22 protein-coding genes are annotated in these 25,229 nt (G+C 59.5%); 15 read left to right on the plus strand and 7 right to left on the minus strand.

Going from position 1 to position 25,229, the window contains the following annotated elements:
- Window positions 1-109 precede the first annotated feature (109 nt).
- Entirely contained in the window at window positions 110-823 is a 714-nt protein-coding gene (locus HKK54_RS00360) for a UTRA domain-containing protein (protein ID WP_010166446.1), read from the minus strand.
- Window positions 824-1,174: 351 nt separating this feature from the next.
- On the opposite strand from HKK54_RS00360, the gene HKK54_RS00365 reads away from it, so the two are divergent.
- From HKK54_RS00365 to HKK54_RS00390, 6 genes are all read left to right on the plus strand, one after another.
- Window positions 1,175-2,242, plus strand: a complete 1,068-nt coding sequence (locus HKK54_RS00365; RefSeq protein WP_010166444.1) for an ABC transporter substrate-binding protein — start codon at window positions 1,175-1,177, stop codon at window positions 2,240-2,242.
- A gap of 163 nt (window positions 2,243-2,405) precedes the next feature.
- Window positions 2,406-3,212: an alkaline phosphatase family protein gene (locus tag HKK54_RS00370; protein ID WP_169385875.1), complete on the plus strand. Its 807-nt coding sequence runs from the start codon at window positions 2,406-2,408 to the stop codon at window positions 3,210-3,212.
- On the plus strand, window positions 3,209-4,054 hold the full coding sequence (locus tag HKK54_RS00375) for an ABC transporter permease (RefSeq protein WP_010166442.1): 846 nt from the start codon (window positions 3,209-3,211) through the stop codon (window positions 4,052-4,054). Before HKK54_RS00370 ends, HKK54_RS00375 begins: the two co-directional genes overlap by 4 nt.
- The gene (locus HKK54_RS00380; RefSeq protein WP_010166441.1) at window positions 4,041-4,841 is read left to right on the plus strand and encodes an ABC transporter permease; all 801 of its coding nucleotides are present in this window, start codon (window positions 4,041-4,043) and stop codon (window positions 4,839-4,841) included. Before HKK54_RS00375 ends, HKK54_RS00380 begins: the two co-directional genes overlap by 14 nt.
- Complete coding sequence (locus HKK54_RS00385) at window positions 4,838-5,827, plus strand: ABC transporter ATP-binding protein (RefSeq protein ID WP_010166440.1); 990 nt, start codon at window positions 4,838-4,840, stop codon at window positions 5,825-5,827. The genes HKK54_RS00380 and HKK54_RS00385 overlap by 4 nt, the downstream gene beginning before the upstream one ends.
- A gap of 42 nt (window positions 5,828-5,869) precedes the next feature.
- Window positions 5,870-6,523, plus strand: a complete 654-nt coding sequence (locus HKK54_RS00390; RefSeq protein WP_010166439.1) for an HAD family hydrolase — start codon at window positions 5,870-5,872, stop codon at window positions 6,521-6,523.
- A 342-nt stretch (window positions 6,524-6,865) separates the two neighbouring features.
- Here the strand turns inward: HKK54_RS00390 and HKK54_RS00395 are convergent, their stop codons facing one another.
- On the minus strand, window positions 6,866-7,153 hold the full coding sequence (locus HKK54_RS00395) for a hypothetical protein (protein WP_169385876.1): 288 nt from the start codon (window positions 7,151-7,153) through the stop codon (window positions 6,866-6,868).
- Here HKK54_RS00395 and HKK54_RS00400 point away from each other — a divergent pair.
- Window positions 7,152-8,704 (plus strand): IS3 family transposase gene (locus HKK54_RS00400; protein ID WP_169385877.1). Its coding sequence is split into 2 segments (ribosomal slippage): window positions 7,152-7,614 and window positions 7,614-8,704, totalling 1,554 coding nucleotides; the frame shifts between segments, so codons are not numbered across the junction. The genes HKK54_RS00395 and HKK54_RS00400 overlap by 2 nt on opposite strands.
- Window positions 8,705-9,083: 379 nt before the next feature.
- Here HKK54_RS00400 and HKK54_RS00405 read toward each other — a convergent pair.
- Complete coding sequence (locus HKK54_RS00405; protein WP_169385878.1) at window positions 9,084-10,046, minus strand: zinc-binding dehydrogenase; 963 nt, start codon at window positions 10,044-10,046, stop codon at window positions 9,084-9,086.
- 138 nt (window positions 10,047-10,184) lie between these two features.
- Between HKK54_RS00405 and HKK54_RS00410 the strand changes: the two genes are divergently transcribed.
- Together HKK54_RS00410 and HKK54_RS00415 are read left to right on the plus strand one after the other, a co-directional pair.
- Window positions 10,185-12,266, plus strand: coding sequence for a carboxy terminal-processing peptidase (locus HKK54_RS00410; RefSeq protein WP_178120968.1), 2,082 nt, complete (start codon window positions 10,185-10,187; stop codon window positions 12,264-12,266).
- Window positions 12,267-12,378: 112 nt separating this feature from the next.
- On the plus strand, window positions 12,379-14,151 hold the full coding sequence (locus HKK54_RS00415; RefSeq protein WP_085989901.1) for a bifunctional diguanylate cyclase/phosphodiesterase: 1,773 nt from the start codon (window positions 12,379-12,381) through the stop codon (window positions 14,149-14,151).
- 13 nt (window positions 14,152-14,164) lie between these two features.
- Here HKK54_RS00415 and HKK54_RS00420 read toward each other — a convergent pair whose 3' ends face one another.
- From HKK54_RS00420 to HKK54_RS00435, 4 genes are all read right to left on the minus strand, one after another.
- Complete coding sequence (locus HKK54_RS00420) at window positions 14,165-14,536, minus strand: hypothetical protein (RefSeq protein WP_010166435.1); 372 nt, start codon at window positions 14,534-14,536, stop codon at window positions 14,165-14,167.
- Entirely contained in the window at window positions 14,533-14,871 is a 339-nt protein-coding gene (locus HKK54_RS00425) for a helix-turn-helix domain-containing protein (protein WP_169385880.1), read from the minus strand. The genes HKK54_RS00420 and HKK54_RS00425 overlap by 4 nt, the downstream gene beginning before the upstream one ends.
- A gap of 97 nt (window positions 14,872-14,968) precedes the next feature.
- Window positions 14,969-15,424: a YkvA family protein gene (locus tag HKK54_RS00430; protein ID WP_169385881.1), complete on the minus strand. Its 456-nt coding sequence runs from the start codon at window positions 15,422-15,424 to the stop codon at window positions 14,969-14,971.
- A gap of 321 nt (window positions 15,425-15,745) precedes the next feature.
- Window positions 15,746-16,486 (minus strand): FKBP-type peptidyl-prolyl cis-trans isomerase, encoded by a 741-nt coding sequence (locus HKK54_RS00435; protein WP_010166430.1) that lies wholly within the window; start codon window positions 16,484-16,486, stop codon window positions 15,746-15,748.
- 246 nt (window positions 16,487-16,732) lie between these two features.
- Here HKK54_RS00435 and HKK54_RS00440 point away from each other — a divergent pair, with 246 nt between their 5' ends.
- The 6 genes from HKK54_RS00440 (at window position 16,733) to kdpC (ending at window position 25,226) form a co-directional block, all read left to right on the plus strand.
- Window positions 16,733-18,544, plus strand: a complete 1,812-nt coding sequence (locus HKK54_RS00440; protein WP_169385882.1) for a di-heme-cytochrome C peroxidase — start codon at window positions 16,733-16,735, stop codon at window positions 18,542-18,544.
- 30 nt (window positions 18,545-18,574) lie between these two features.
- Complete coding sequence (locus HKK54_RS00445) at window positions 18,575-19,705, plus strand: catalase family protein (protein ID WP_169385883.1); 1,131 nt, start codon at window positions 18,575-18,577, stop codon at window positions 19,703-19,705.
- A gap of 662 nt (window positions 19,706-20,367) precedes the next feature.
- A protein-coding gene (locus tag HKK54_RS00450; RefSeq protein WP_169385884.1) for an IS3 family transposase occupies window positions 20,368-21,917 on the plus strand; the annotation gives its coding sequence in 2 pieces (ribosomal slippage) (window positions 20,368-20,743 and window positions 20,743-21,917; 1,551 coding nt in all).
- 726 nt (window positions 21,918-22,643) lie between these two features.
- A complete protein-coding gene (kdpF, locus tag HKK54_RS00455; protein ID WP_003219423.1) occupies window positions 22,644-22,742 on the plus strand; it encodes a K(+)-transporting ATPase subunit F in 99 nt (32 codons plus the stop codon).
- Window positions 22,743-22,849: 107 nt separating this feature from the next.
- Window positions 22,850-24,556, plus strand: coding sequence for a potassium-transporting ATPase subunit KdpA (kdpA, locus tag HKK54_RS00460; RefSeq protein WP_169385885.1), 1,707 nt, complete (start codon window positions 22,850-22,852; stop codon window positions 24,554-24,556).
- 10 nt (window positions 24,557-24,566) lie between these two features.
- Window positions 24,567-25,226 carry a potassium-transporting ATPase subunit KdpC gene (gene kdpC / locus HKK54_RS00465; RefSeq protein WP_169385886.1) on the plus strand — a complete coding sequence of 220 codons (660 nt, stop codon included), beginning with the start codon at window positions 24,567-24,569 and terminating at the stop codon, window positions 25,224-25,226.
- Window positions 25,227-25,229: the final 3 nt, after the last annotated feature.

Here is a 25,229-nt window from a genome sequence, read left to right on the forward strand (position 1 = left end):
CGGGGCAGAGCCCTTTGCTTACTTTGGGGCTTTTCCAAAGTGAGTCGCTGTAAGAGCGAAACCATAAGCCGCCGTTACCGCAGAAATGGATATGTACACGGTCAACGGGTCAAACCACATCCACCCCCACATGAATCGCATCATGCCGCCAAAACTCCAGATCACAATCAATCAACCGCTCATGCTGATCATAATTAACCCGGGCAATCCGCAACCCCGGACTCCCCACCGACACCCTCAACGCCGCCGCCGCCTCAACCTGCAATGACGTCGGCACAATCTCAAACCGCACCCGCCCGTAGTGCAAGTCATACACCCGCGCATACAGCTCCGTAATCGACTGATTCAAATCACACTCCAGAATCCCCGGAAAATACTGCGGGTTCAGATAGTGCTCCACATACAACACCAACCGCCCATCAATCCTGCGCCCCCGGCAAATCTGGATCACGCTGGACAACGCCGGCAACTGCAACCACGCACACACCGCCGCCGAAGCCGGCTGCAACCGCGCCGAGATCACCTCAGTCGACGGCACCCGCCCCTGCGCACTCACCATCGCGTGAAAATGACTGCGCTGCATCAGGTTGTAGGCAAGCCTGGGCGGCGACACAAACCACCCCCGCCGCTCCTCGCGATAAATCTGCCCTTGGGCCTCAAGTTGTAACAAGGCTTCCCGCACCGTGATCCGGGTGGTACCAAACAACTCGCTGAGCTTGCGCTCGGCCGGCAGCTTACTGGCAGGCGCCAACAACCCATGGTCGATCTGCTCTTGCAGCGCCAGGCCAATGGTTGTCACCGCTTTGGTTGCCTCATCACGCATCAACGTTACCTATCTGGACTAGACCAGCACTATTCAGGTGCACAAAACGCCCTCGAAACGCGCCTCTGCTGTTGCGTGCAAGCCTAGGCATTGCACATGACCGACAGATGACAGCGCCCCGCGACGTCCGGCCACAAGACCTGCAATACATCGGCCAAGTCCAAGGCTTCCGGGCGGTTGGGCATGGTCTACGCTTACCCGGCGATCCCCCGTCCAGGCCAACAAAAAACGACATCGACATGAAACTGTCATCCGCCAAGCCTAAATTGGCTCAGGTATTGCTGACCTAGACCAACACCACCGCAAACGTCGATAAAAACGCAGCGTTGAAAACGCCCAAAGGAGCTTCGGATGAAACAGCTTTTCCTGGCATCACTGTTAGGCTCGACCATTGCCATGTGCACCGCCGCCATGGCTGCTGATACCGATTTGAAAACCCTTGAAGCCGCCGCGAAAGCGGAAGGCGCCGTCAACAGCGTCGGCATGCCCGATGACTGGGCCAACTGGAAAGGCACCTGGGAAGACCTGGCCAAGATCTACGGCCTCAAGCACATCGACACCGACATGAGCTCGGCCCAGGAAGTCGCCAAGTTTGCGGCAGAGAAAGACAACGCCAGCGCCGACATCGGCGACGTCGGTGCCGCCTTCGGCCCGATCGCGGTAAAACAGGGCGTGACCCAACCGTACAAACCGACCACTTGGGCACAAGTCCCGGATTGGGCGAAAGACAAAGACGGTAACTGGGCGCTGGCCTACACCGGCACCATCGCGTTTATCGTCAACAAAAAGCTGCTGCACGGCTCCGAAGCCCCGAAAAGCTGGGCTGACCTGAAGACCGGCAAATACAAGGTCTCCATCGGTGACGTGAGCACCGCCGCCCAGGCTGCCAACGGCGTACTCGCCGCAGCACTGGCCAACGGTGGCGACGAGAAAAACATTCAGCCTGCACTGCTGATGTTCGCCGACATCGCCAAGCAAGGCCGCCTGTCGCTGGCCAACCCGACCATCGCCACCATGGAAAAAGGCGAAGTGGAAGTGGGCGTGGTCTGGGACTTCAACGGCCTGAGCTACAAGGCCAAGATGGCCAACCCGGATGACTACGTGGTGCTGATCCCGTCGGACGGCTCGGTGATTTCCGGCTACACCACCATCATCAACAAATACGCCAAGCACCCGAACGCCGCCAAGCTGACCCGCGAATACATCTTCAGCGACGCCGGCCAGACCAACCTGGCGCGAGGCAATGCGCGGCCGATTCGTGCCGAGCACCTGACCTTGCCAGCTGATGTGCAGGCCAAGCTGCTGCCGAACGAGCAGTACAAGAAAGTGACGCCGATCAAAGATGCCGACGCTTGGGAGAAGACCTCCAAGGCCCTGCCGCAGAAGTGGCAGGAAGAAGTCATCATCAATATGCAGTAAGAACGCGGCCAGTGTAGGAGCTGGCTTGCCTGCGATAACGGTATGACATTCAGCATTGTTGTCGACTGACACACCGCTATCGCAGGCAAGCCAGCTCCCACATTTCACCCGGTTCCACCCGAAAAACCGAGTCAAGCCAATCTGTTGCGGAGCCCCAGCCCCTATGAAGCACAACGTCATCCTTGTCGTGCTCGACGGCCTGAACTACGAGGTTGCCCGACACGCCATGGGGCACTTGCAGGCCTATGTCGGCGCAGGACGCGCAGCACTCTACAAACTGGAATGTGAACTGCCGGCCCTGTCCCGGCCACTGTACGAATGCATCCTCACCGGCGTCCCGCCGATCGAGAGCGGCATCGTCCACAACAACGTCTCGCGCCTGTCCAACCAGCGCAGCATTTTCCATTACGCCACCGACGCCGGTTTATCCACAGCGGCGGCGGCTTATCACTGGGTCAGCGAGTTGTATAACCGCAGCCCTTTCATCGCCGCCCGTGACCGTCATACCCATGACCCGGCACTGGCGATCCAGCACGGGAATTTCTACTGGAATGACCATTACCCGGACTCGCACCTGTTTGCCGACGCCGAAAGCCTGCGCCTCAACCATGCGCCGAATTTCCTGGTGGTGCACCCGATGAACATCGACGACGCCGGCCACAAGCACGGCCTCGATACCCCGCAGTACCGTAACAGCGCGCGCTCGGCCGACATCATCCTGGCCGATTACCTGCAAGGCTGGCTCGACGCCGGTTACCAGGTGTTGGTAACGGCTGACCACGGCATGAACAACGACCGTTCCCACAACGGCCTGTTGCCGGAAGAACGGGAAGTGCCGCTGTTTGTGCTGGGGGATGCCTTCAGCCTCGATGCCCACGCCACACCCAAACAGACCGAGCTGTGCGGCACCGTCTGCGAGCTGCTGGGTGTGCCCCACGACAAACCTGTATGCCGGGAGCTGTTGAAGTGAATTCAGTAATCCGCGGCAAATGGCTGGCCGCCCTGTGCCTGGTGCCCTTCGCCCTCTTCTTTATCGTGTTCGAGATCGCACCGCTGTTCTGGGTACTGGTCAGCAGCCTGCAATCGGAAGAGTTCGGTTGGGGCCTGGCCAACTTCAGCAAGATCGCCAATTCGAAGTTCTACCTGCAGGCCATCCAGTACAGCCTGGAGATCAGTTTCTACTCCAGCGTGTTCGGGATCGTCATCGCAGTGCTGGGCAGTTACTCGCTGCGCCGGGTGGACGGGCGTCTGCGCAATTTCGTGACGGCCTTCGCCAACATGACCAGCAACTTTTCCGGTGTACCCCTGGCCTTCGCCTTCATTATCCTGCTGGGGTTCAACGGCAGCATCACCATCATGCTCAAGCAGGCGGGGATCATTCAGGACTTCAACCTGTACTCCAAGACCGGCCTGATCATCCTTTATACCTACTTCCAGATTCCCCTCGGCGTGCTGCTGCTCTACCCGGCGTTTGACGCGCTGCGCGAAGACTGGCGCGAGTCGGCTTCGTTGCTCGGCGCGGATGGCTGGCAGTACTGGCGGCATATCGGCTTGCCGGTGCTGACCCCGGCGCTGCTGGGCACCTTCGTGATCCTGCTGGCCAACGCCCTCGGCGCCTACGCCACCGTGTACGCGCTGACCACCGGCAACTTCAACGTGCTGCCGATCCGCATCGCGGCGATGGTCTCCGGCGATATTTCCCTGGACCCGAACATGGCCAGCGCCCTGGCCGTGGTGCTGGTGGCGCTGATGACCGTAGTGACGGTGGTCCATCAACTGCTGCTCAAGAGGAGCTACCATGTCTCGCGCTGAACCTGGCTCGGCCGCCCTCTACCATCGCGTAGTGGTGTACCTGTTGCTTGCGATCCTGGTGCTGCCGTTGCTCGGCACCCTGGTCTACTCCATCGCCAGCAGTTGGTCGGCGACCATCCTGCCCTCCGGTTTTACCTTCAAGTGGTACATCCAGTTGTGGAGTGACCCGCGCTTTCTGAATGCGTTCGGCCAGTCGTTGCTGGTGTGCGTGGGTGCGCTGATTTTGTCGGTGGTGCTGATCCTGCCGCTGCTGTTCGTGGTGCATTACCACTTCCCCAAACTCGACGCCCTGATGAACATTCTGATCCTGCTGCCCTTCGCGGTGCCGCCGGTGGTGTCGTCGGTGGGACTGCTGCAACTCTACGGGTCGGGGCCGTTTGCGATGGTGGGTACGCCGTGGATTCTGATCGGTTGCTACTTCACCGTGGCATTGCCGTTCATGTACCGGGCGATCACCAACAACCTGCAAGCGATCAACCTGCGCGACCTGATGGACGCCGCCCAACTGCTCGGCGCCAGCACCTTCCAGGCGGCGTTCCTGGTGGTGCTGCCCAACCTGCGCAAGGGCCTGATGGTGGCGTTGCTGCTGTCGTTCTCGTTCCTGTTCGGCGAGTTCGTGTTCGCCAACATCCTGGTGGGTACTCGCTACGAGACCTTGCAGGTGTACCTCAACAATATGCGTAACAGCAGCGGCCACTTCACCAGTGCCCTGGTGATCTCCTATTTCTTCTTTGTGCTGGTGCTGACCTGGGCCGCCAACATCTTGAACAAGGACAAAAGCCAATGAGCTTCGTCAGCGTCCAACACCTGCAAAAAGGCTACGCCGGCACGCCGGTCTTCAGCGACATCAACTGCGAGATCGCCAAGGGCGAATTCGTCACCCTGCTCGGCCCGTCCGGCTGCGGCAAGTCCACGCTGCTGCGCTGCATCGCCGGCCTGACCTCGGTAGACAGCGGGAAAATCCTGCTGGACGGCCAGGACATCGTCCCGCTGAGCCCGCAGAAACGAAATATCGGCATGGTGTTCCAGAGCTACGCACTGTTCCCCAACATGACCGTGGAACAGAACGTCGCCTTCGGCCTGCGCATGCAGAAGGTCAATGCCGACGACAGCCACAAGCGCGTGCAGGAAGTGCTGCAACTGGTGGAGTTGAAAGAGCTCGCCGGGCGCTACCCGCACCAGATGTCCGGCGGCCAGTGCCAGCGCGTAGCCCTCGCCCGCTCCCTGGTGACACGCCCGCGCCTGCTGTTGCTGGATGAGCCGTTGTCGGCCCTCGATGCGCGGATTCGCAAACACCTGCGTGAACAGATCCGCCAGATCCAGCGTGAGCTGGGCCTGACCACCATCTTCGTGACCCATGACCAGGAAGAAGCCCTGACCATGTCCGACCGGATCTTCCTGATGAACCAGGGCAAGATCGTGCAGAGCGGCGATGCCGAGACCCTCTACACCGCGCCGGTGGATGTGTTCGCCGCCGGGTTTATCGGCAACTACAACCTGCTTGACGCCGACAAGGCCAGCAAACTGTTGCAGCGCCCGATCACCGGGCGCATCGCCATTCGCCCTGAAGCCATCGAGCTCAGCCGCAGCGGCGAGCTGGACGCCTTGGTGCGCAGCCACAGCCTGCTGGGCAACGTGATTCGTTACCGCATCGAAGCCCGTGGGGTGGAACTGGTGGTGGATGTGCTCAACCGCTCGGCCGACGATTTGCACCCGGACGGCCAACGCCTGGCACTTTCCATCGATCCCAGCGCGCTATGTGAGGTAGCCTGAGGGCATCCCGTTTAGACGACTTGAGTTGAGGAAGCACGACTGATGGCTTTGGTAATTTTTGATCTGGACGACACCCTGATCCACGGCGACTGCGCCACCCTGTGGAGCGAGCAGATGGGCCGCCTGGGCTGGGTGGATGGCGAGTCGTTCATGCGCAGGAACGACGAACTGATGGCGGCCTACAGCCGCGGCGAACTGGCCATGGAAGATTTCATGGACTTCAGCCTGGAGCCGATGATCGGCCGCACGCCAGAAGAAATCGAGCACCTTGTAGAGCCTTGGGTGGAAGACGTTATCGAGCCGCTGATCTACAGCGAAGCCACCAAGACCATCGCCCGGCACCGCCAGAACGGCGACCGGATCCTGGTGATCTCGGCGTCGGGCACACACCTGGTCAAGCCGATTGCGGCACGTATCGGCATTGATGAAGTGCTGGGGATCGAGTTGGACGTCGCCCATGGGGTGTACAGCGGCAAGACCACCGGTGTGCTGACGTACCGTGAAGGCAAGATCACTCGCCTGATGGAATGGCTGGAGCAGGAAGGCGAGCATCTTGATGGCGCGTACTTCTACTCGGATTCGCGCAATGACTTGCCGCTGTTGCTGAAGGTTGAGAACCCGCAGGTGGTTAATCCGGACCCGGTGTTGCGTGCTCATGCTGAACAGGCTGGGTGGCCGATTCATCATTGGGTCTGAGACTTCGCGCTGTTTTGAGGTGAGTGCATATCCGTTATTTAGGTAACGGCCGCTATGGGTTCCGCTCTTACAGCGGCTCACTTTGGAAAAGCCCCAAAGTAAGCAAAGGGCTCTGCCCCGCCTGTCGGCACCTCGCTAAGGCTCGGTGTTCCCTCACTCCGGCATTGCTCCGCGGGCCGCCGCGACGGGGCGTCTCTGCCCCGGCGCGGCTAAACCGGCGTCCTGCCGGTTTACCCGCTCCTCAATCCCTGCGTTCGGCCTCGGGCTTATTGGGGCAGTCAGATCAAGATCAAAATCTACAGCACAGCGGCCTACAGGCCGGCTTGAGTGGTAGAAGCCAGATCAAAAGCCAAAGCGAAAGCCAAAGCGAAAGCCAAAGCTGAAACTGCTGCGGCTCTGCTTTTCTGTGGGAGCTGGCTTGCCTGCGATGCAGACACCTCGGTTTTTCAGGTACACCGAGGCGATGCCATCGCCGGCAAGCCAGCTCCTACAGTGGATCGTGCTCGCTTTAGATTTTGATCTTGCCTTTGCTTCACACCACTCAAGCCGGCCTGTAGCCCCCGGTGTCAGGGTAGTTGTCGCGTCCACCGCTTTTTGAACACATTTCGGGGGCGGCAAGAGTATGGTCATGCCTTTCTACTCAGATGAACGTAAAGCCGCACTGCTGAAAATGATGCTTCCGCCCCTGAGCCTTTCAGCAGCGGAGGTCGCTCGCCGCGAAGGTTGCAGCGATATGTCTCTCCATTATTGGCGCAAACAAGCTGCTGCCAGAGGAACGCAATTGTCCGACGCTAAACAACCCGCCGAAAATTGGTCAGCCGAATCCAAACTGACGGTCATCATAGAGACCGGTTCGCTGTCGGAACTGGAGATCGGTGAATATTGCCGAAGAAAAGGTATTTTTCCCGAGCAGATTACCGATTGGCGTAATGCGTTTATCGCCAGTAGCACCCAAAAACCAGCTGCGAAAACGGCGAGTTCAGGGCAGTCACGGGATGATAAAAAAAGGATCCGTGAGCTTGAGCGCGAACTACGCCGCAAGGATGCGGCGCTGGCCGAGACGGCGGCGTTACTGGTGCTGAGAAAAAAGCTCAATGCCTACTGGGGGAGCGACGACGAGGACAACTGACCTTGTTGCCAGAACGGTATTTACTCGTTGGTTGGCTCAATGAAGCCATCCTGGCGGGCGCCCGCAGGGCGCCTGCTTGTCAGGAGGTAGGCCTTTCACTGAGGACACTGCAACGCTGGAATTTGCCGGAAGAAATCTTGGCGGATGGGCGCACGACGACGCTCAGGCGGATGCCGAACAACGCACTCAGTGAGCTTGAACGGCAAAGTATCGTGACGCTGTGCAACAGCAAAACCTATGCGCATCTGCCGCCGAGCCAAATCGTGCCACAGCTGGCTGACGAGGGGCGTTACATGGCCTCGGAGGCGACATTTTATCGCGTACTGCACGCGGCAGGTCAGCAGCAACATCGCTCGCGTGCCAAGCGGCCGCATCGTCATGAGGCGCCCACGACTTATGCGGCGACCGCCGCCAATCAAGTGTGGTCATGGGACATCACTTACTTGCCGTCACCGGTTCGCGGAAAGTTTTACTACCTCTATCTGATCGAGGATATCTACAGCCGGAAGGCGGTGGGTTGGGAAGTTTACGAAGCAGAAAGCGGTGAAAAAGCAGCCGCGTTGCTGCAACGAAGCGTGACTCAGGAAAAGTGTTGGCTCCAGCCGTTGGTGCTTCACTCGGACAACGGTGCGCCGATGAAATCGTTAACGCTACTAACCAAGATGTACGACTTGGGCATCACGCCGTCTCGCGGTAGACCACGGGTCAGTAACGACAACCCGTACTCGGAATCGTTGTTCAGAACGCTGAAATACTGCCCGCAGTGGCCGCAGGACGGGTTTTCCAGCCTGGATGAGGCGCGTATCTGGGTAAGGAATTTTATGACCTGGTACAACACCGTGCACCGTCATAGTCGGATCCGCTTCGTGACACCCGCTCAACGTCACGAAGGGAAAGACCGGGAAATCTTGGCTCGCCGAGATGCGGTATACAGGCAAGCCAGAGAGAGAAGACCGGAAAGATGGTCAGGTGAGACACGCAACTGGAACCCTATCGGGACGGTGTATCTGAACCCTGAAAGGGAGCTGACAGTGGTGATAAAAGCCGCGTAGTACGACGGTGAACGCGACAACTACCTTGAAAAACGCCGGTAGGCCGCTGTGCTGTTGATCTGCTTTTGATCTTGATCTTAGGCGCCCCGTTAAACCACGCTGGCCGAACGCAGGTAGTACGGAGCGGGTAAACCGGCAGGACGCCGGTTTAGCCGCGACGGGGCAGGGACGCCCCGTCGCGGCGGCCCGCGCAGTAGTACCGGAGAGAGGGCACACCGAGCCCAAGCGAGGTGCCGAGTGGTGGGGCAAGAGCGTTTTGCTTACTTTTGCGCTGTTCAAAAGTGAGCCGCTGTAAGAGCGGAACCCATATCAGCCATCACCCAAATAACGGATATACACCCAGCCCAACTCAACCCCAACACAAATGATGCATCTGAAATCAGGTCAGACTCTCGTCGATCACCAACACCAGCTTCCCGGAAATCTGATTGGTAGCCAGCTCCGCAAACGCAGCCTCGGCATCTTTGATAGGAAATGTCTTGGCCAGTTGCGGACTCAAACGGCCCTCGGCAAACAACGGCCATACATGCTGGCTCAAGTCACTGAACAGGTCAGCCTTGAACTGATCATCCCGGCTACGCAACGTCGACCCCAACACCTGCACACGCTTGGCCAACACCTGCGCCAGGTCGAGCTGCGCCTCACGGCCGCCCATCAACCCAATCAACACCCAACGCCCATCACGAGCCGCAAGTTTCAGGTTCAGCGCCGCGTAGTTGCCACCCACCGGGTCAAGAATCACGTCAAACGGGCCAAAATCACTCAAGCTCTCGATGCCGTCGGTACGTACCACACCGCCCTGGGCCCCCAGCGCTTCACAGTAGGCCAGGCGATCCGCCGAGCCAACGCTGACCCAGCATGGGCTGCCAAATGCCTTGCACAGCTGGATCGCCGCCGAGCCCACGCCGCTGGCGCCGGCATGCAACAACACCTTCTCGCCGGGCTTGAGGCCCGCCAACTGAAACAGGTTCAGCCACGCGGTGCTGTACACCTCAGGCAACCCGGCCGCTTCGGCCAGGGATACGCCTTCCGGCACCGGCAGCACATGACGGGCATCCACCACCACTTCCTCGGCCATCCCGCCGCCGGCCAGCAGGGCGCAAACCCGGTCACCCAAGTGCCACGACGAACCGGCGCCGACTTCGCTGATCACCCCGGAACACTCCAGGCCCAGCACTTGGCTCGCGCCGGGAGGCGGAGGATAGAGCCCCGAACGCTGTAATAAATCGGCCCGATTCAGGCCCGCAGCCGCCACACGAATGCGTACTTGGCCTACATCGCATGTAGGACTCGGCTCTTCTTGCCACTCCACATGACCTTCAACGCCTTGCAATGCTTTCACAGTGCCTCCATAGTGAGTCTGGACTGAGCCCGTTGCTGTAGCGCCGGGCTTTTTGCATTATGCGACCGGCCCATATGGAACCGGCGACTTCAAAGACGGCCTAATATGCGTTATCAATTGCCCCCGCGTCGAATCAGCATGAAGCATTTGTTCCCCAGCACCGCCCTCGCTCTTTTTATCGGTATCGGCCTTTTGCCGCTATCGAGCAATACGTTCGCAGCCAACAGCTGGGACAACCTTCAGCCTGATCGCGATGAGGTGATTGCGAGCCTTAACGTCGTTGAGTTGCTCAAGCGCCATCATTACAGCAAGCCGCCGCTGGACGACGCTCGCTCGGTGATCATTTACGACAGCTACCTCAAGCTGCTGGATCCCTCGCGCAGCTATTTCCTGGCCAGCGACATCACCGAGTTCGACAAGTGGAAGACGCAGTTTGACGACTTCCTCAAGAGCGGCGACCTGCAGCCCGGCTTCACCATCTACAAGCGCTACCTGGACCGCGTCAAGGCGCGCCTGGACTTCGCTATTGGTGAGCTGAACAAGGGCGTCGACAAATTCGATTTCACCAAGAAAGAGACCTTGCTGGTTGACCGCAAGGACGCTCCTTGGCTGACCACCGAAGCCGAGCTGGACGACCTGTGGCGCAAGCGCGTCAAGGATGAAGTCCTGCGCCTGAAGATCGCCGGCAAAGAGCCGAAGGCCATTCAGGAACTGTTGACCAAGCGCTACAAGAATCAGCTGGCACGTCTGGACCAGACCCGTGCCGAAGATATCTTCCAGGCCTACATCAACACCTTCGCGATGTCCTACGACCCGCACACCAATTATCTGTCGCCAGATAACGCGGAAAATTTCGATATCAACATGAGTCTGTCGCTGGAAGGCATCGGTGCCGTCCTGCAAAGCGATAACGACCAGGTGAAAATCGTGCGTCTGGTGCCGGCAGGTCCGGCCGACAAGACCAAGCAGGTCGCTCCGGCCGACAAGATCATCGGTGTGGCCCAGGCCGACAAAGAGATGGTCGACGTGGTCGGCTGGCGTCTGGACGAAGTGGTCAAGCTGATCCGCGGGCCGAAAGGCAGCGTGGTGCGCCTGGAAGTGATTCCGCACACCAACGCACCGAACGACCAGACCAGCAAAATCGTTTCGATTACTCGCGAAGCGGTGAAACTGGAAGACCAGGCGGTCAAGAAGTCGATCCTGAACCTCAAGCAGGATGGCAAGGACTACAAGCTGGGCGTGATTGAAATCCCGGCCTTCTACCTGGACTTCAAAGCGTTCCGCGCCGGTGATCCGGACTACAAGAGCACCACCCGCGACGTCAAGAAACTGCTGACTGAGCTGCAGAAAGACAAAGTCGACGGCGTGGTCATCGACCTGCGCAACAACGGCGGCGGCTCCCTGCAGGAAGCCACCGAACTGACCAGTCTGTTTATCGACAAGGGTCCGACCGTGCTGGTGCGTAACGCTGACGGCCGTGTGGACGTGCTGGAAGACGAGAACCCGGGTGCCTTCTACAAAGGGCCAATGGCGTTGCTGGTCAACCGCCTCTCGGCGTCCGCTTCGGAGATTTTTGCCGGCGCGATGCAGGACTACCACCGCGCGCTGATCATCGGTGGCCAGACCTTCGGCAAAGGCACCGTGCAGACCATTCAGCCGCTGAACCATGGCGAGCTGAAACTGACCCTGGCCAAGTTCTACCGGGTTTCCGGGCAGAGCACCCAGCATCAGGGCGTACTGCCGGATATCGACTTCCCATCGATCATCGACACCAAGGAAATCGGCGAGAGCGCCCTGCCCGAGGCGATGCCGTGGGACACCATCCGTCCTGCGATCAAGCCGGCGGTGGACCCGTTCAAACCGTACGTGGCGCAGTTGAAAACTGATCACGAAGCCCGCTCCGCCAAGGATGCCGAGTTCATCTTTATCCGCGACAAATTGGCCCTGGCCAAGAAGTTGATGGAAGAGAAAACCGTCAGCCTCAACGAAGCCGACCGTCGTGCGCAGCACACCGACATCGAGAATCAGCAACTGGTGCTGGAGAACGCCCGCCGCAAGGCCAAAGGCGAAGCTCCACTCAAGGAACTGAAGAAAGAAGACGAAGACGCGATCGCCGCCGAGCCTGATAAAACCAAGCCGGAAGATGATGCCTACCTGAGCGAGACCGGGCGCATCCTGCTGGATTACTTGAAAATCAGTAAGACGGTGGCCAAGCAGTAAATGATGGCGATTTAATGTGAACGCTCCCCGGAGTGTCATCAAATAGACATCATTCTGTCGTGAAATGAAGGACCTGCTTAAGCAGGTCCTTTTTTTTCGACCAGAGAAAATCATGACCATGACCGAACAGCTGAACGCATTGGGCTCAATCCTGGCTCAAGGCAGTTTGCACAGTCTGTTCCAACCGATCATTTCCCTGTCCGAACGACGTATCGTCGGCTACGAAGCCCTCAGTCGCGGTCCGTCCAACAGCCCGCTGCACTCCCCCATCGCACTGTTCTCCGTGGCCCGTCACGCCGGGCGCCTCAGTGAACTGGAGATGCTTTGCCGGGAAAGTGCCTGCCGGCGTTTCAGCGACCAGAAACTGCCGGGCAAGCTGTTCCTCAACGTCTCGCCTGAGTCCCTGCTGGAAACCGCCCACCAGCCCGGCCGTACCCTGCAACTGCTCAGTGACTTCGGCATCCCGCCCAGCCAGGTGGTGATCGAACTGACCGAGCAAACCCCGACCGACGATTTTCAACTGCTGCAAACCGCGCTGCATCATTACCGCGCCATGGGTTTTTCGATTGCCCTGGATGACCTGGGCGCCGGCTATTCCAGCCTGCGGCTGTGGTCGGAGCTGCGCCCGGACTACGTGAAGATCGATCGGCACTTTATCGACGGCATCCATCAGGACGCCCTCAAGCGCGAGTTTGTCGGGTCCATCCTGCAAATCGCCAAGGCCTCCCGGGCACAAGTCATCGCCGAAGGAATCGAACTACCGGAAGAGCTGGCGGTGCTCACCGAGATGGGCGTCGACCTGGTGCAGGGCTACCTGCTCTGCCGCCCTCAGGAACATCCGCCGCAGGAAGCGCGGTTGATGCTGCCCAAGCCCGACAGCGCGAACGTCGCCCTGAACGACGAAGGCAGCGACCTCAGCGCCCTGCTCAACGAACAACCGGCCGTGGGCCAGCACACCGCCACGGCGCAGGTGCTGGAAGCCTTCCGCCGCCAGGCCAACCTCAACTCTTTGGCGGTGCTGGATGAGCGTGGCCATCCGATCGGTATCGTGCACCGGCACTCGTTGTCGGACGCACTGCTCAAGCCATTCGCCACCGACCTGTTCGCCCGCAAACCCATCAGCCGTTTGATGAGTGATGACTTCCTCGCCGTGGAACTGAGCCAGTCCTTGCAGCAAGTCAGCCGCCTGCTCACCAGCCGTGCACGCCAGCGGATCGAGGAAGACTTCATCATCACCCTCAACGGCGATTACCTGGGGCTGGGCCGGGTGATCGATGTGCTCAAGCTGATTACCGAGCTGAAAATCCAACAGGCGCGTTACGCCAACCCGCTGACCTTGCTGCCGGGCAACGTACCGATCCAGCAGTGCCTGACGCGGTTGTTGCAGCAACAGCGTGAGTCGGTGATCTGCTACGTGGATATCGACAGCTTCAAGCCGTTCAACGATATCTACGGCTATGGCCGGGGCGATGAGGTGCTGCTGTGCCTGGCGCAATGCCTGAACGACCGGGTAGACCCCAGCCGCGACTTTGTCGGGCATATCGGCGGTGATGACTTTTTGCTGGTGCTGGGGCCGCAGGATTGGCGCAAGCGGCTTAACCAGTTGCTGGACGACTTCCATACCCAGTGCCGGCGTTTCTATCGCAGCGAGCACGTGGACGCGGGGTGTTTTGTCGCGTTGAACCGCCAGGGGGTGCGCCAGGAATTTGCATTGCTGTCGCTGTCGATCGGCGTGGTGCACTTATATCCACAGGCCTGTGGACAACTCGATGCCAGCCAGTTGGCGGAACTGGCCTCCCAAGCCAAGCACCACGCAAAAAACGTGGCGGGCTACAGCATTCATGTGATCGACAGTCTGCAGCTGGAAGAGCCGGAATCCCTGTAGCAGCGGCGTGCGCCTAAGCTTCGGCAGACTCGGGATAATCGTACTCAAACACCCGCACCACTTCCGATGCGTGCCACGACGCGGCGGCCACGCCATCGGACGGCCCGCAGAAGCGTCCAAGACGCTCCACACATTCAAAGAATCCGGTACGTGGCAGACGGCTCGCCCCCTGGCTGATCACCAGGGAACTGCGCAGCGGCTGGTCCGCCTTGGCATCCAGCGCCGCCAGGTGTTCCAGCGCGGCTGTCAGGGTTTGCATGGCTGGCGTGGGAAATTGCAGGCGCTCCAGCAAGGCGCGATACGTCAAGAGGTGGCGCTGTCGGCGCGCCTGGTCAAGTTCGTTGATTAACCCATCCCAATGTTGACGGCTGATGCGTACGCTCACGTTTCGTCCCTCCAACCTGCAACGCCCAACTCCCAAGCCAGGCTGCGGCGGATGGCAGCGTCCGGCTGGCGTTCACCACTTTCGATCAAGCCCAGGTAAGACGGGCTGATGCCCACTGTGCGTGCCAATGTCTCGATGGCCAGGCCCTTGGCCTCGCGCAGGCTTCGCAGCTGCTCCAGGGGGCGCAGATCCGGTTCGGCAGCGGTTTGGCTAATGGTCGAAGCAGGAGGTGTCGGCTGTTGCTGACCGGCGGCTTTTAGCAGCGCCTGGTACTGAGCCCATGGCAGAACCGCGTACTCGGGTTCGCCATCCTTTGTAATTATCTGAATATCCATGACTGCCCCGTAGGATCACAACACTTACTTCGTAAGTACTTTCCTTAGGAGTGTAATCCTAACAGCCACAAAGAGCGCAGGGGGATATTCGCAAGGTTCAGTTTTTTTGCGGATTTTCTTGAGCGAGCAGCTGAGGCGTCGCAGGAAGGCGCTCAACCACCGCGAGCTTCTCGGGGCGCTGACGCTCGCGCCAGGCGCGAAAAGCGCTCAGCTCGCCGTCCAGGGTCTTCATGACCCACGCCAGCACGGCAATGTCGTCGAGCATGCCGAACACCGGGATAAAGTCCGGAATCGCGTCAATCGGGCTCAGGAAATACATCAGCCCCGCCACCACCGAAATCAGCGCCTTGGGGCTGATGGCCCGGTACTCGCCGCGCCAGTAGGCCAGGCACAACGCCTGCAGCAACTTGAGATCGTCCTTGAGCTTGCCCAGCCGGTTGCCCTGGCTCGAACCTTTGGCCGCCACCGCGAACAGCAGCGTAGGCAGGCGCCCGCGGCCGAGCAGGCGAGCGGCCATCGGCAGGAAGCGGGTGAAATTAAACGGCGCTTTCATCGTCACTCCAGTTCCAGGCGACAGAAAAGGTTATCCACACAAATTGTGGATAACCTTGTGAACAGAGCCCATTTTCCAGGCTGAAAGCCACGTAATACAAGGCCTACAGTCAGATCGGGCATTTTTTGCGCACATAAAAAAAACCCAAGAATTCATTGACTTGAAGTTGATCTGCGTCTACCCGTGCTCGAGTCTTTTATCAGACTGCTCTAGACCGCAGGGGTTCGGTTGGATCCAGCCTGGATTCAACTGGAAAAGTTATGCACAGGCCAGAAACAACAACGCCCCGTCGAGACGGGGCGTTGTAGGTTCAGACGCTGATTACTTCTTGGCAGCAGGAGCAGCCGGTGCGTCAGGAGCGTCAGCCTTGGACGGATCCTTGATGGCCAGCAGTTCCAGGTCGAATACCAGCACGGAGTTGGCTGGAATCGCCGGGCTCGGGCTCTGGGCACCGTAGGCAAGGTCGGACGGGATGTACAACTCGACCTTCTCGCCAACGTGCATCAGTTGCAGGCCTTCGACCCAACCTGGGATCACGCCGCTGACCGGCAGGTCAATCGGGCTGCCGCGATCCACGGAGCTGTCAAAGGTGGTGCCGTTGGTGAGCTTGCCGGTGTAGTGAACCGTCACGACGTCGGTAGGCTTGGGCTGGGCACCGTCCGCTTTCTTCACGATCTTGTATTGCAGACCGGAAGCGGTGGTGACAACGCCGTCTTTCTTGGCGTTTTCTTCGAGGAATTTCTTGCCGGCGGCTGCCGACTCTTCGCTCATCTTGGCCATACGTTCTTCAGCACGCTTTTGCAGTGCGGCGAACGCCTCGACCAACTCGTCGTCTTTCAGCTTCTGTTCTTTCTTGCCGACGGCATCTTCGATGCCTTGGGCTACCGCTTTGGAGTCCAGGTCATCCATGCCTTCTTGAGCAAGGCTTTTGCCCATGTTCAGGCCGATACCGTAGGAAGCTTTTTGCGCCGGGGTTTTCAGCTCTACGCTGGTTTGCGAATCACAACCCGCAAGTACCAGGCTAACCAGGGCCACCGCCGCCGCCAACCGATGCTGTTTCATGCTATTTCCTTGTTCGTGTGCCAAAAGGGCATTCGAGTAAAGTCGCGAGCTTATCAGGCGGCCACGACCAATGGCTACCGGCATGTGAGCAGGAAACTTCTGATAAGTTCACGTGTTTAAAAGCATTTTCATTCATTCTATGGCTCTGCAACGGAAGGCAGGACCGCTGGAACCAGGCTCATGGCCACTTGCCGCACTGGTGGCCTGATGGCATAAGAACGACACAACTCGACAAGGATAGTTATCTTGCGCATTTTTTCCCGTGTTTTGCTGATGATTTTCATACTGCTGGGGCTGATCCTGGCGGTGGTGCTCTATTACGTGGTCAACCCGAAGCTGCCGGTTTATGTGCCGGTGGAACAGGTGCACTACCAGGACCAATGGAGCGCCGCAGATCGCCAGACGTATTACTTCACGCCCCAGGGCACCCAGGTCAAGGGCCTGCGCTATGACTGGTTTACTGCACTGGAACTGCCGTTCTCCGAGCAGCGTTTCGCCACGCCCGAATACCTGGCGCGCTTCGGTTTCCTGGTAGACCCAAAACAGGTGCCTACTGCGCAGAACCCCGGCAACCTGCCGGTGGGTTTTGCCCGGCATACAAACCCCGGCAGCCGTGATGAGTTCCTCGACATCACCTGCGCCGCCTGCCACACCGGCCAGTTGAATTTCAAAGGCCAGGGCCTGCGTATCGACGGCGGCCCGGCGCAACATGTGTTGCCGTCCAGCGTACCGACGCTGCGCGGTGGCAGCTTTGGCCAGGCGCTGGTGGCCAGCCTCACCTCGACCTACTACAACCCGTGGAAATTCGAGCGTTTTGCCCATACCGTCCTGGGACACGACTACAACGACCAGAGCAAAGCGCAACTGCGCCAGGACTTCAAAAAGTCCCTGAACAACTTCCTCAAAGTTGCCTGGAACGACACCCACCGCGGCCTCTACCCCACCGAAGAAGGCCCGGGCCGCACTGACGCCTTTGGCCGCATCGCCAACGCGAGCTTCGGCGACGCCATTTCCCCGGACAACTACCGCATCGCCAACGCCCCGGTTGACTACCCGCAACTGTGGGACATCTGGACCTTCGACTGGGTGCAATGGAACGGCTCGGCCCAGCAGCCCATGGCCCGCAACATCGGTGAAGCCCTGGGCGTCGGCGCCACGCTGGACTTCTTCGACAGCGCCGGCCAGCCGCTCAAGGGCGATGCGCGCTATCCCTCCAGCGTGCGGGTACGCGACCTGAGTACCCTCGAAGAAACCCTGAAACGCCTCAAGCCGCCGACCTGGCCGGAAGACCTGTTCGGCGCCATCGACAAACCACTGGCCGCCCAAGGCCGCGCACTGTTCGCGGAAAACTGCGCGGGCTGCCACGTGCCGGCGGTGTCCCAGTTCGATGGCCGCCCCGTGCGGCAACTGAAAATGCTCCCGGTGGAGGTGATCGGCACCGACCCCAATACTGCCAACAATATCGCTGACCACCGCTTCGACCTCAGCGCCCTGCAATGGGACCCGGCGGAGCTGGCAAAAATGAACGTCGAGCTGCACCCCACGCCCACCGAACCGCTGGACTTGCGCAACCTCTCTTCAGCCAAAGGCCTGGCCTACATCACTGCCTTTGTCGAAGACCACGCCTACCGCGCCGCCGGCGTGACACCCGCCGAACGTCCTCAACTGGACGGTTTCGGCCTGCCCATCGGCGTGCGCGAACTGCGCGCCTACAAGGCTCGGCCCCTGGCCGGTGTATGGGCGACACCGCCGTTCCTGCACAACGGCTCGGTGCCGACGATCTACCAATTGCTCTCGCCCCAGGACGAGCGCAGCCCGACCTTCTATAAAGGCACCTTTGAATACGACCCGCGCCACCTGGGTTATCAAACGGCAGCGTTCCCCAACGCGTTCCTGTTCGATACGCGCATCACCGGCAACCACAACAGCGGCCATGAATTCCGTGCCGGCCAGCGTGGCAACGGGGTGATTGGCCGAGGCTTGCTGCCCCAGGAACGCTGGGCGCTGCTGGAATATTTGAAAGTGCTGGGCGGCCCGCTGGAACAGCAACTGCCCTGACCCACCGACTTCGCAGAAAAGGATTTTAAAATGCTCGCTCGACTTTGGCTGCGCCTCGGCGCGTTTCTCGGCAAGACCGTGTTATGGCTGGTGGGTCTGGGGCTGCTGGGCTGGTTGCTGTCCACCCTGTGGTTCAGCTGGCAGCACAGCGGCCCGGTGTCGCCGGATGAACAGATTCCTCCCGGGGAAGCGGCCATGACCCAGGGCATCATCCAGACCGCGGTGCGCATCGTTGATCAACACCGCGAAGGCACGCGCTACCTGCGGGATGCGCATGCCAAGGCCCATGGTTGCGTGAAGGCCGAGGTCAGCGTACTGCCGGACCTCGACCCGGCCCTGCGCCAGGGTGTATTCGCCGAGCCGGGCAAGACCTGGCAGGCGATGATGCGTTTGTCCAACGGCAATGCGTATCCGCAGTTCGACAGCATCCGGGACGCCCGGGGCATGGCGATCAAGTTGCTGGACGTGCCGGGCAAACAGTTGCTGGCGGATCAGCAGGCGCGGGGTGAGCAGGATTTTGTGATGTTCAGCCATCCGAACTTTTTTGTCAGTGATGTGGCGGAGTATGCGCAGAACATTTCGGCTCAGGCTGATGGCAAAAAAGTCATGGCGTTTTTCCCCGGGGTGGATCCACGCAGTTGGCAGGTGCGGCATCTGTTTATCGCGCTGGCGACGTTGGCGCCACCGCCGGGGAGCCCTGTGCAGACGACTTACTTTTCGGTGTCGCCGTATAAGTTTGGGACGGCGAATGTGAAGTTTCGGGTGGCGCCGGATCCCCAGGGTTGTCCTGCGTATGTGCTGCCCAAGCAGAACCAGGACCTGCCGAACTTTTTACGCAGTGCGTTGAATCAGCAACTGTCCACCGACCGGGTGGCGGCGTGTTTTGTGTTGCAGGTTCAGCGGCAGAATCCGCAGAAGTTCATGCCGATCGAGGACACCAGCATTGAATGGAAAGAGAGTGATGCGCCGTTTGAGACGGTGGCCAAGGTGGTGATTCCGGCGCAGGATTTTGATACGCCCGAGTTGAATCTGGCGTGTGATAACCAGTCGTTTAATCCGTGGTTTGGGGTGGAGGCGCATCGGCCGATTGGGGGGATTAATCGGTTGCGCAAGGCGGTGTATGAGGCGGTCAGTGATTATCGGCATAGCCGGAATTTGTAGTGCCCTGGGGTTGGGGGGCATATCCGTTATTTGGGTGATGGCTGGTATGGGTTCCGCTCTTACAGCGTCTCACTTTTGAAAAGCGCAAAAGTAAGCAAAACGCTCTTGCCCCACCACTCGGCACCTCGCCTAGGCTCGGTGTGCCCTCACTCCGGTACTACTCCGCGGGCCGCCGCGACGGGGCGTCCCTGCCCCGTCGCGGCTAAACCGGCGTCCTGCCGGTTTACCCGCTCCGTACTACCTGCGTTCGGCCAGCGTGGTTTAACGGGGCGCCTAAGATCAAGATCAAAAGCAGATCAACAGCACAGCGGCCTACAGGCCGGCTTGAGTGGTGTGAAGCAAAAGCAAGATCAAAATCAAAATCTACAGCGGGCACGGTCAAATGTGGGAGCTGGCTTGCCTGCGATGGCATCTACTGGGTGTACCTGATGCACCGAGGTGTCTGCATCGCCGGCAAGCCAGCTCCTACAGAAAAGCAGAGCTGCATCAGTTTAAGATTTGGCTTTCGCTTTTGATCTGGCTTCTACCACTCAAGCCGGCCTGTAGGCCGCTGTGCTTTTGATCTTGATCTGACTGCCCCAATAAGCCCGACCCCCGGTGTCAGGGTAGTTGTCGCGTCCACCGCTTTTTGAACACATTTCGGGGGCGGCAAGAGTATGGTCATGCCTTTCTACTCAGATGAACGTAAAGCCGCACTGCTGAAAATGATGCTTCCGCCCCTGAGCCTTTCAGCAGCGGAGGTCGCTCGCCGCGAAGGTTGCAGCGATATGTCTCTCCATTATTGGCGCAAACAAGCTGCTGCCAGAGGAACGCAATTGTCCGACGCTAAACAACCCGCCGAAAATTGGTCAGCCGAATCCAAACTGACGGTCATCATAGAGACCGGTTCGCTGTCGGAACTGGAGATCGGTGAATATTGCCGAAGAAAAGGTATTTTTCCCGAGCAGATTACCGATTGGCGTAATGCGTTTATCGCCAGTAGCACCCAAAAACCAGCTGCGAAAACGGCGAGTTCAGGGCAGTCACGGGATGATAAAAAAGGATCCGTGAGCTTGAGCGCGAACTACGCCGCAAGGATGCGGCGCTGGCCGAGACGGCGGCGTTACTGGTGCTGAGAAAAAGCTCAATGCCTACTGGGGAGCGACGACGAGGACAACTGACCTTGTTGCCAGAACGGTATTTACTCGTTGGTTGGCTCAATGAAGCCATCCTGGCGGGCGCCCGCAGGGCGCCTGCTTGTCAGGAGGTAGGCCTTTCACTGAGGACACTGCAACGCTGGAATTTGCCGGAAGAAATCTTGGCGGATGGGCGCACGACGACGCTCAGGCGGATGCCGAACAACGCACTCAGTGAGCTTGAACGGCAAAGTATCGTGACGCTGTGCAACAGCAAAACCTATGCGCATCTGCCGCCGAGCCAAATCGTGCCACAGCTGGCTGACGAGGGGCGTTACATGGCCTCGGAGGCGACATTTTATCGCGTACTGCACGCGGCAGGTCAGCAGCAACATCGCTCGCGTGCCAAGCGGCCGCATCGTCATGAGGCGCCCACGACTTATGCGGCGACCGCCGCCAATCAAGTGTGGTCATGGGACATCACTTACTTGCCGTCACCGGTTCGCGGAAAGTTTTACTACCTCTATCTGATCGAGGATATCTACAGCCGGAAGGCGGTGGGTTGGGAAGTTTACGAAGCAGAAAGCGGTGAAAAAGCAGCCGCGTTGCTGCAACGAAGCGTGACTCAGGAAAAGTGTTGGCTCCAGCCGTTGGTGCTTCACTCGGACAACGGTGCGCCGATGAAATCGTTAACGCTACTAACCAAGATGTACGACTTGGGCATCACGCCGTCTCGCGGTAGACCACGGGTCAGTAACGACAACCCGTACTCGGAATCGTTGTTCAGAACGCTGAAATACTGCCCGCAGTGGCCGCAGGACGGGTTTTCCAGCCTGGATGAGGCGCGTATCTGGGTAAGGAATTTTATGACCTGGTACAACACCGTGCACCGTCATAGTCGGATCCGCTTCGTGACACCCGCTCAACGTCACGAAGGGAAAGACCGGGAAATCTTGGCTCGCCGAGATGCGGTATACAGGCAAGCCAGAGAGAGAAGACCGGAAAGATGGTCAGGTGAGACACGCAACTGGAACCCTATCGGGACGGTGTATCTGAACCCTGAAAGGGAGCTGACAGTGGTGATAAAAGCCGCGTAGTACGACGGTGAACGCGACAACTACCTTGAAAAACGCCGCCGAGGCCGAACGCAGGGATTGAGGAGCGGGTAAACCGGCAGGACGCCGGTTTAGCCGCGACGGGGCAGGGACGCCCCGTCGCGGCGGCCCGCGGAGCAATGCCGGAGTGAGGGAACACCGAGCCTTAGCGAGGTGCCGACAGGCGGGGCAGAGCCCTTTGCTTACTTTGGGGCTTTTCCAAAGTGAGTCGCTGTAAGAGCGAAACCATAAGTAGCCTTCACCTAAAAAACGGATATACACACAACAGCCACGTAAAGAACCCGTATAGATTCAACCCAAGCCATAACGTTTACGTCGTCTCTATTGAGCAACTAATCCCCCCTCCACTACTGTGAACTCCACACCAATCACCCCCGCAGGAAGTCATCGTGGAAAGTTCAACTTTAGGCATGATCGTCCTCTCAATGATCGCCCTGTTCGGCGCCGCCGCGTTCTGCTTCGAACAACTCGCCACCCGCGAATCAAAGAAAAAGAAAGCCAAATAAGCTGATCATCAAAAGCAGCAGAACCCCAGACTTTCAAGGGATACCCCACCCCCGGGCTATCCCTTGTTTTCGTTCGCCCACCACAAATCCATCTATACACCGTCTTAATACCCGCACCGGCAATCAGTGCCCGAACTTGATGCCCAACCTCTTAACCTCCCCGCGTCCGCAATCGCGGCTTATTAATCAGGGGAGTTCCACCGTGCTCACACTCAAGTTCATCTATATCGCCAGCGGCTTATGCGCCGTCGGGCTGTTCGCTTATCTGGGTTATGCCCTCATTCGCGCCGAAAAGTTCTAGGGAGCCCGCCATGTACGACGTGATTTTTATCGGCCTCTCCCTGGTGTTTTTTGCCGCGACAGCCATGGCCATTGTCGCCATGGGCAAGATTTGAACGGAGCCTCGACATGCTAAGCACTTTGCTGGAATTTGCGCTGGTCCTGGGGTTGATGACCGGGCTCGCCGTGCTGATGGGCAAGTGGCTGACCCGGGTTTTCACCGGGACCCGCCACGCCCTGCCGGAACGTTATACCTACCGCATGCTGGGCATCGACCCGCTGGAAACCATGGGCTGGGCCCGCTATGGTTCGGCCCTGCTGCTGTCCAACGCGGCGATGATGCTGCTCGGCTACTTCATCCTGCGACTGCAAGCAGTGATGCCGATCAACCCACTCGGGCTGGCCGCGCAAACCCCGGACCTGGCGTTCAACACCGCCGCCTCTTTTATTACCAACACCAACTGGCAGGCGTACTCGGGCGAAACCAGCCTGTCGAACTTCAGCCAGATGGCCGTGATCACCTTCCTGATGTTTGTCGGTGCCACGTCAGGGGTGGTCGCCGCCGCCGGCTTCATCCGCGGTTTGAGCCGCTCAAGCTCGGCGGATATCGGTAACTTCTGGGTCGACTTCACCCGCACCCTGTACCGCGTGATGCTGCCGCTGTGTGTGGGCATGGCGCTGGTTTATGTGTGGCAAGGCATGCCGCAGACCTTTGCCTCGCAAGCCCTGGCGACAACGCTTGAAGGCGCGCAGCAACAGTTGATTGTCGGCGCGGTGGCGAGCTTTGAATCGATCAAGCATATCGGCACCAACGGCGGCGGCTTCTTCAGCATGAACGCCGCGCATCCGTTCGAAAACCCGACACCGCTGACCAACGCCCTGCACATCCTGAGCATGTTGCTGATCCCGTCGGCGCTGACTTACACCTTCGGCAGCATGCTGTTGCAACGCCGTCAGGGCTGGGTGTTTTTCGGCACGTTCCTGGTGATGTTCATCGGCTTTCTCGCGCTGGTGTATGGCGCGGAGCAAAACGGCAACCCGCTGCTGACCCAGGCCGGCGCCAACCAGACGCTGTCCATCGAGCAAAGCGGCGGCAATATGGAAGGCAAGGAGCTGCGTTTCGGCATCGCCGACAGCAGTCTGTTTATCGCCACCACCACTGCGGCCACCACCGGCTCGGTCAACGCGATGCACGACTCGTTGACCCCTATGGGCGGCTTCGTGCCCCTGGCGCAGATGATGCTCAACTGCGTGTTTGGCGGCGACGGCGTGGGCTTTATCAACCTGATCCAGTACGCGCTGCTGACGGTGTTCCTGGTGGGCATGATGATTGGCCGCAGCCCGGAATTCCTCGGCAAGAAGATCGAGGCCCGGGAGATGAAACTGGTGATGCTCTCGGTGCTCGCACACCCCATCAGCATCCTCGGTTTCACCGCCCTTGCCGCCTTGTGGCCCGACACCATGGCCAGCCTGAATAACCTCGGCCCACACGGGTTCAGCGAGGTGCTCTACGCCTACACCTCGGGCACCGCCAACAACGGTTCGGCGTTCGCCGGTCTGAATGCCAACACGCCGTTTTTCAACACCACCATTGGCCTCGCGATGTTGATCGGGCGCTTCTTCACCATGCTGCCGATGCTCGCCGTGGCGGGCTCCCTGGCGATGAAAAAGACCGTGCCTGCCGGTGCCGGCACCATCCCCACCGCGACGCCATTGTTCATGGTGCTGGTGGTGTTTGTAGTGCTGGTAGTGGGTGGCCTGACTTTCCTGCCGGCGCTCGCGCTCGGCCCGCTGGTGGAGCAACTGCAGTTGCTGTCCGGCCAGACGTACAACTAAGGACACGTTGATGACGACTCAATCGATATTCAAAGGGCTGTTGCGCCCGATGCTGGTTTCAGCGGTGTTTTTCATGGCGCTGACCGGCCTCGCCTACCCGATCTTCACCACCTTCGCCGCGCAGTTGCTGTTCCCGTTCCAGGCCCAGGGTTCGCTGATTGAACGTGACGGACTGGTGGTTGGCTCGGCATTGATCGGCCAGGATTTCACCCAGCCTGGCTACTTCCACGGCCGCCCGAGCATGACCCTCGGCGCCGACCCGCAAGACCCGGGCAAAAGCGTCTCGCAGCCCTACAACGCAGGCTCCAGCGGCGCCAGCAACCTGGGCCCGATCAGCCAGAAACTGGTGGACCAGGTCGCAGCCCGGGTTAAAGCCTATCGCCAGGACAACGGCCTCGCCCCCGACGCCCAGGTACCGGTGGATGCAGTCACCGCCTCCGCCTCCGGCCTGGACCCGCATATCTCGGTGGCCAACGCGCGCATCCAGTTGGCACGGGTCGCCCGCCTGCGGCAGATCCCCGAAGCCGACGTGCTGCAACTGGTGAACGAAAACACCGCCAGCCGCACCTTCGGTTTGCTCGGCGAACCCCGGGTCAATGTGCTGCAACTCAACCTCGCGCTGGACGCCCGCCTGCCCCTGCGTCAGCCCCCCCTTGCGGCCAGTGAGTAAGAG

Source organism: Pseudomonas sp. ADAK13 (assembly GCF_012935715.1).
In the GTDB taxonomy this organism is placed as follows: domain Bacteria; phylum Pseudomonadota; class Gammaproteobacteria; order Pseudomonadales; family Pseudomonadaceae; genus Aquipseudomonas.

Coding starts and splice junctions, on each gene's coding strand:
- HKK54_RS00390 (WP_010166439.1), top strand. CDS start 5,870: ATGGCTTTGGTAATTTTTGATCTGGACGACACCCTGATCCACGGCGAC.
- HKK54_RS00435 (WP_010166430.1), bottom strand. CDS start 16,486: ATGAAACAGCATCGGTTGGCGGCGGCGGTGGCCCTGGTTAGCCTGGTA.
- HKK54_RS00385 (WP_010166440.1), top strand. CDS start 4,838: ATGAGCTTCGTCAGCGTCCAACACCTGCAAAAAGGCTACGCCGGCACG.
- HKK54_RS00410 (WP_178120968.1), top strand. CDS start 10,185: ATGAAGCATTTGTTCCCCAGCACCGCCCTCGCTCTTTTTATCGGTATC.
- kdpC (WP_169385886.1), top strand. CDS start 24,567: ATGACGACTCAATCGATATTCAAAGGGCTGTTGCGCCCGATGCTGGTT.
- HKK54_RS00430 (WP_169385881.1), bottom strand. CDS start 15,424: ATGAAAGCGCCGTTTAATTTCACCCGCTTCCTGCCGATGGCCGCTCGC.
- HKK54_RS00425 (WP_169385880.1), bottom strand. CDS start 14,871: ATGGATATTCAGATAATTACAAAGGATGGCGAACCCGAGTACGCGGTT.
- HKK54_RS00395 (WP_169385876.1), bottom strand. CDS start 7,153: ATGACCATACTCTTGCCGCCCCCGAAATGTGTTCAAAAAGCGGTGGAC.
- HKK54_RS00365 (WP_010166444.1), top strand. CDS start 1,175: ATGAAACAGCTTTTCCTGGCATCACTGTTAGGCTCGACCATTGCCATG.
- kdpA (WP_169385885.1), top strand. CDS start 22,850: ATGCTAAGCACTTTGCTGGAATTTGCGCTGGTCCTGGGGTTGATGACC.
- HKK54_RS00360 (WP_010166446.1), bottom strand. CDS start 823: ATGCGTGATGAGGCAACCAAAGCGGTGACAACCATTGGCCTGGCGCTG.
- HKK54_RS00380 (WP_010166441.1), top strand. CDS start 4,041: ATGTCTCGCGCTGAACCTGGCTCGGCCGCCCTCTACCATCGCGTAGTG.
- HKK54_RS00415 (WP_085989901.1), top strand. CDS start 12,379: ATGACCATGACCGAACAGCTGAACGCATTGGGCTCAATCCTGGCTCAA.
- HKK54_RS00370 (WP_169385875.1), top strand. CDS start 2,406: ATGAAGCACAACGTCATCCTTGTCGTGCTCGACGGCCTGAACTACGAG.
- HKK54_RS00445 (WP_169385883.1), top strand. CDS start 18,575: ATGCTCGCTCGACTTTGGCTGCGCCTCGGCGCGTTTCTCGGCAAGACC.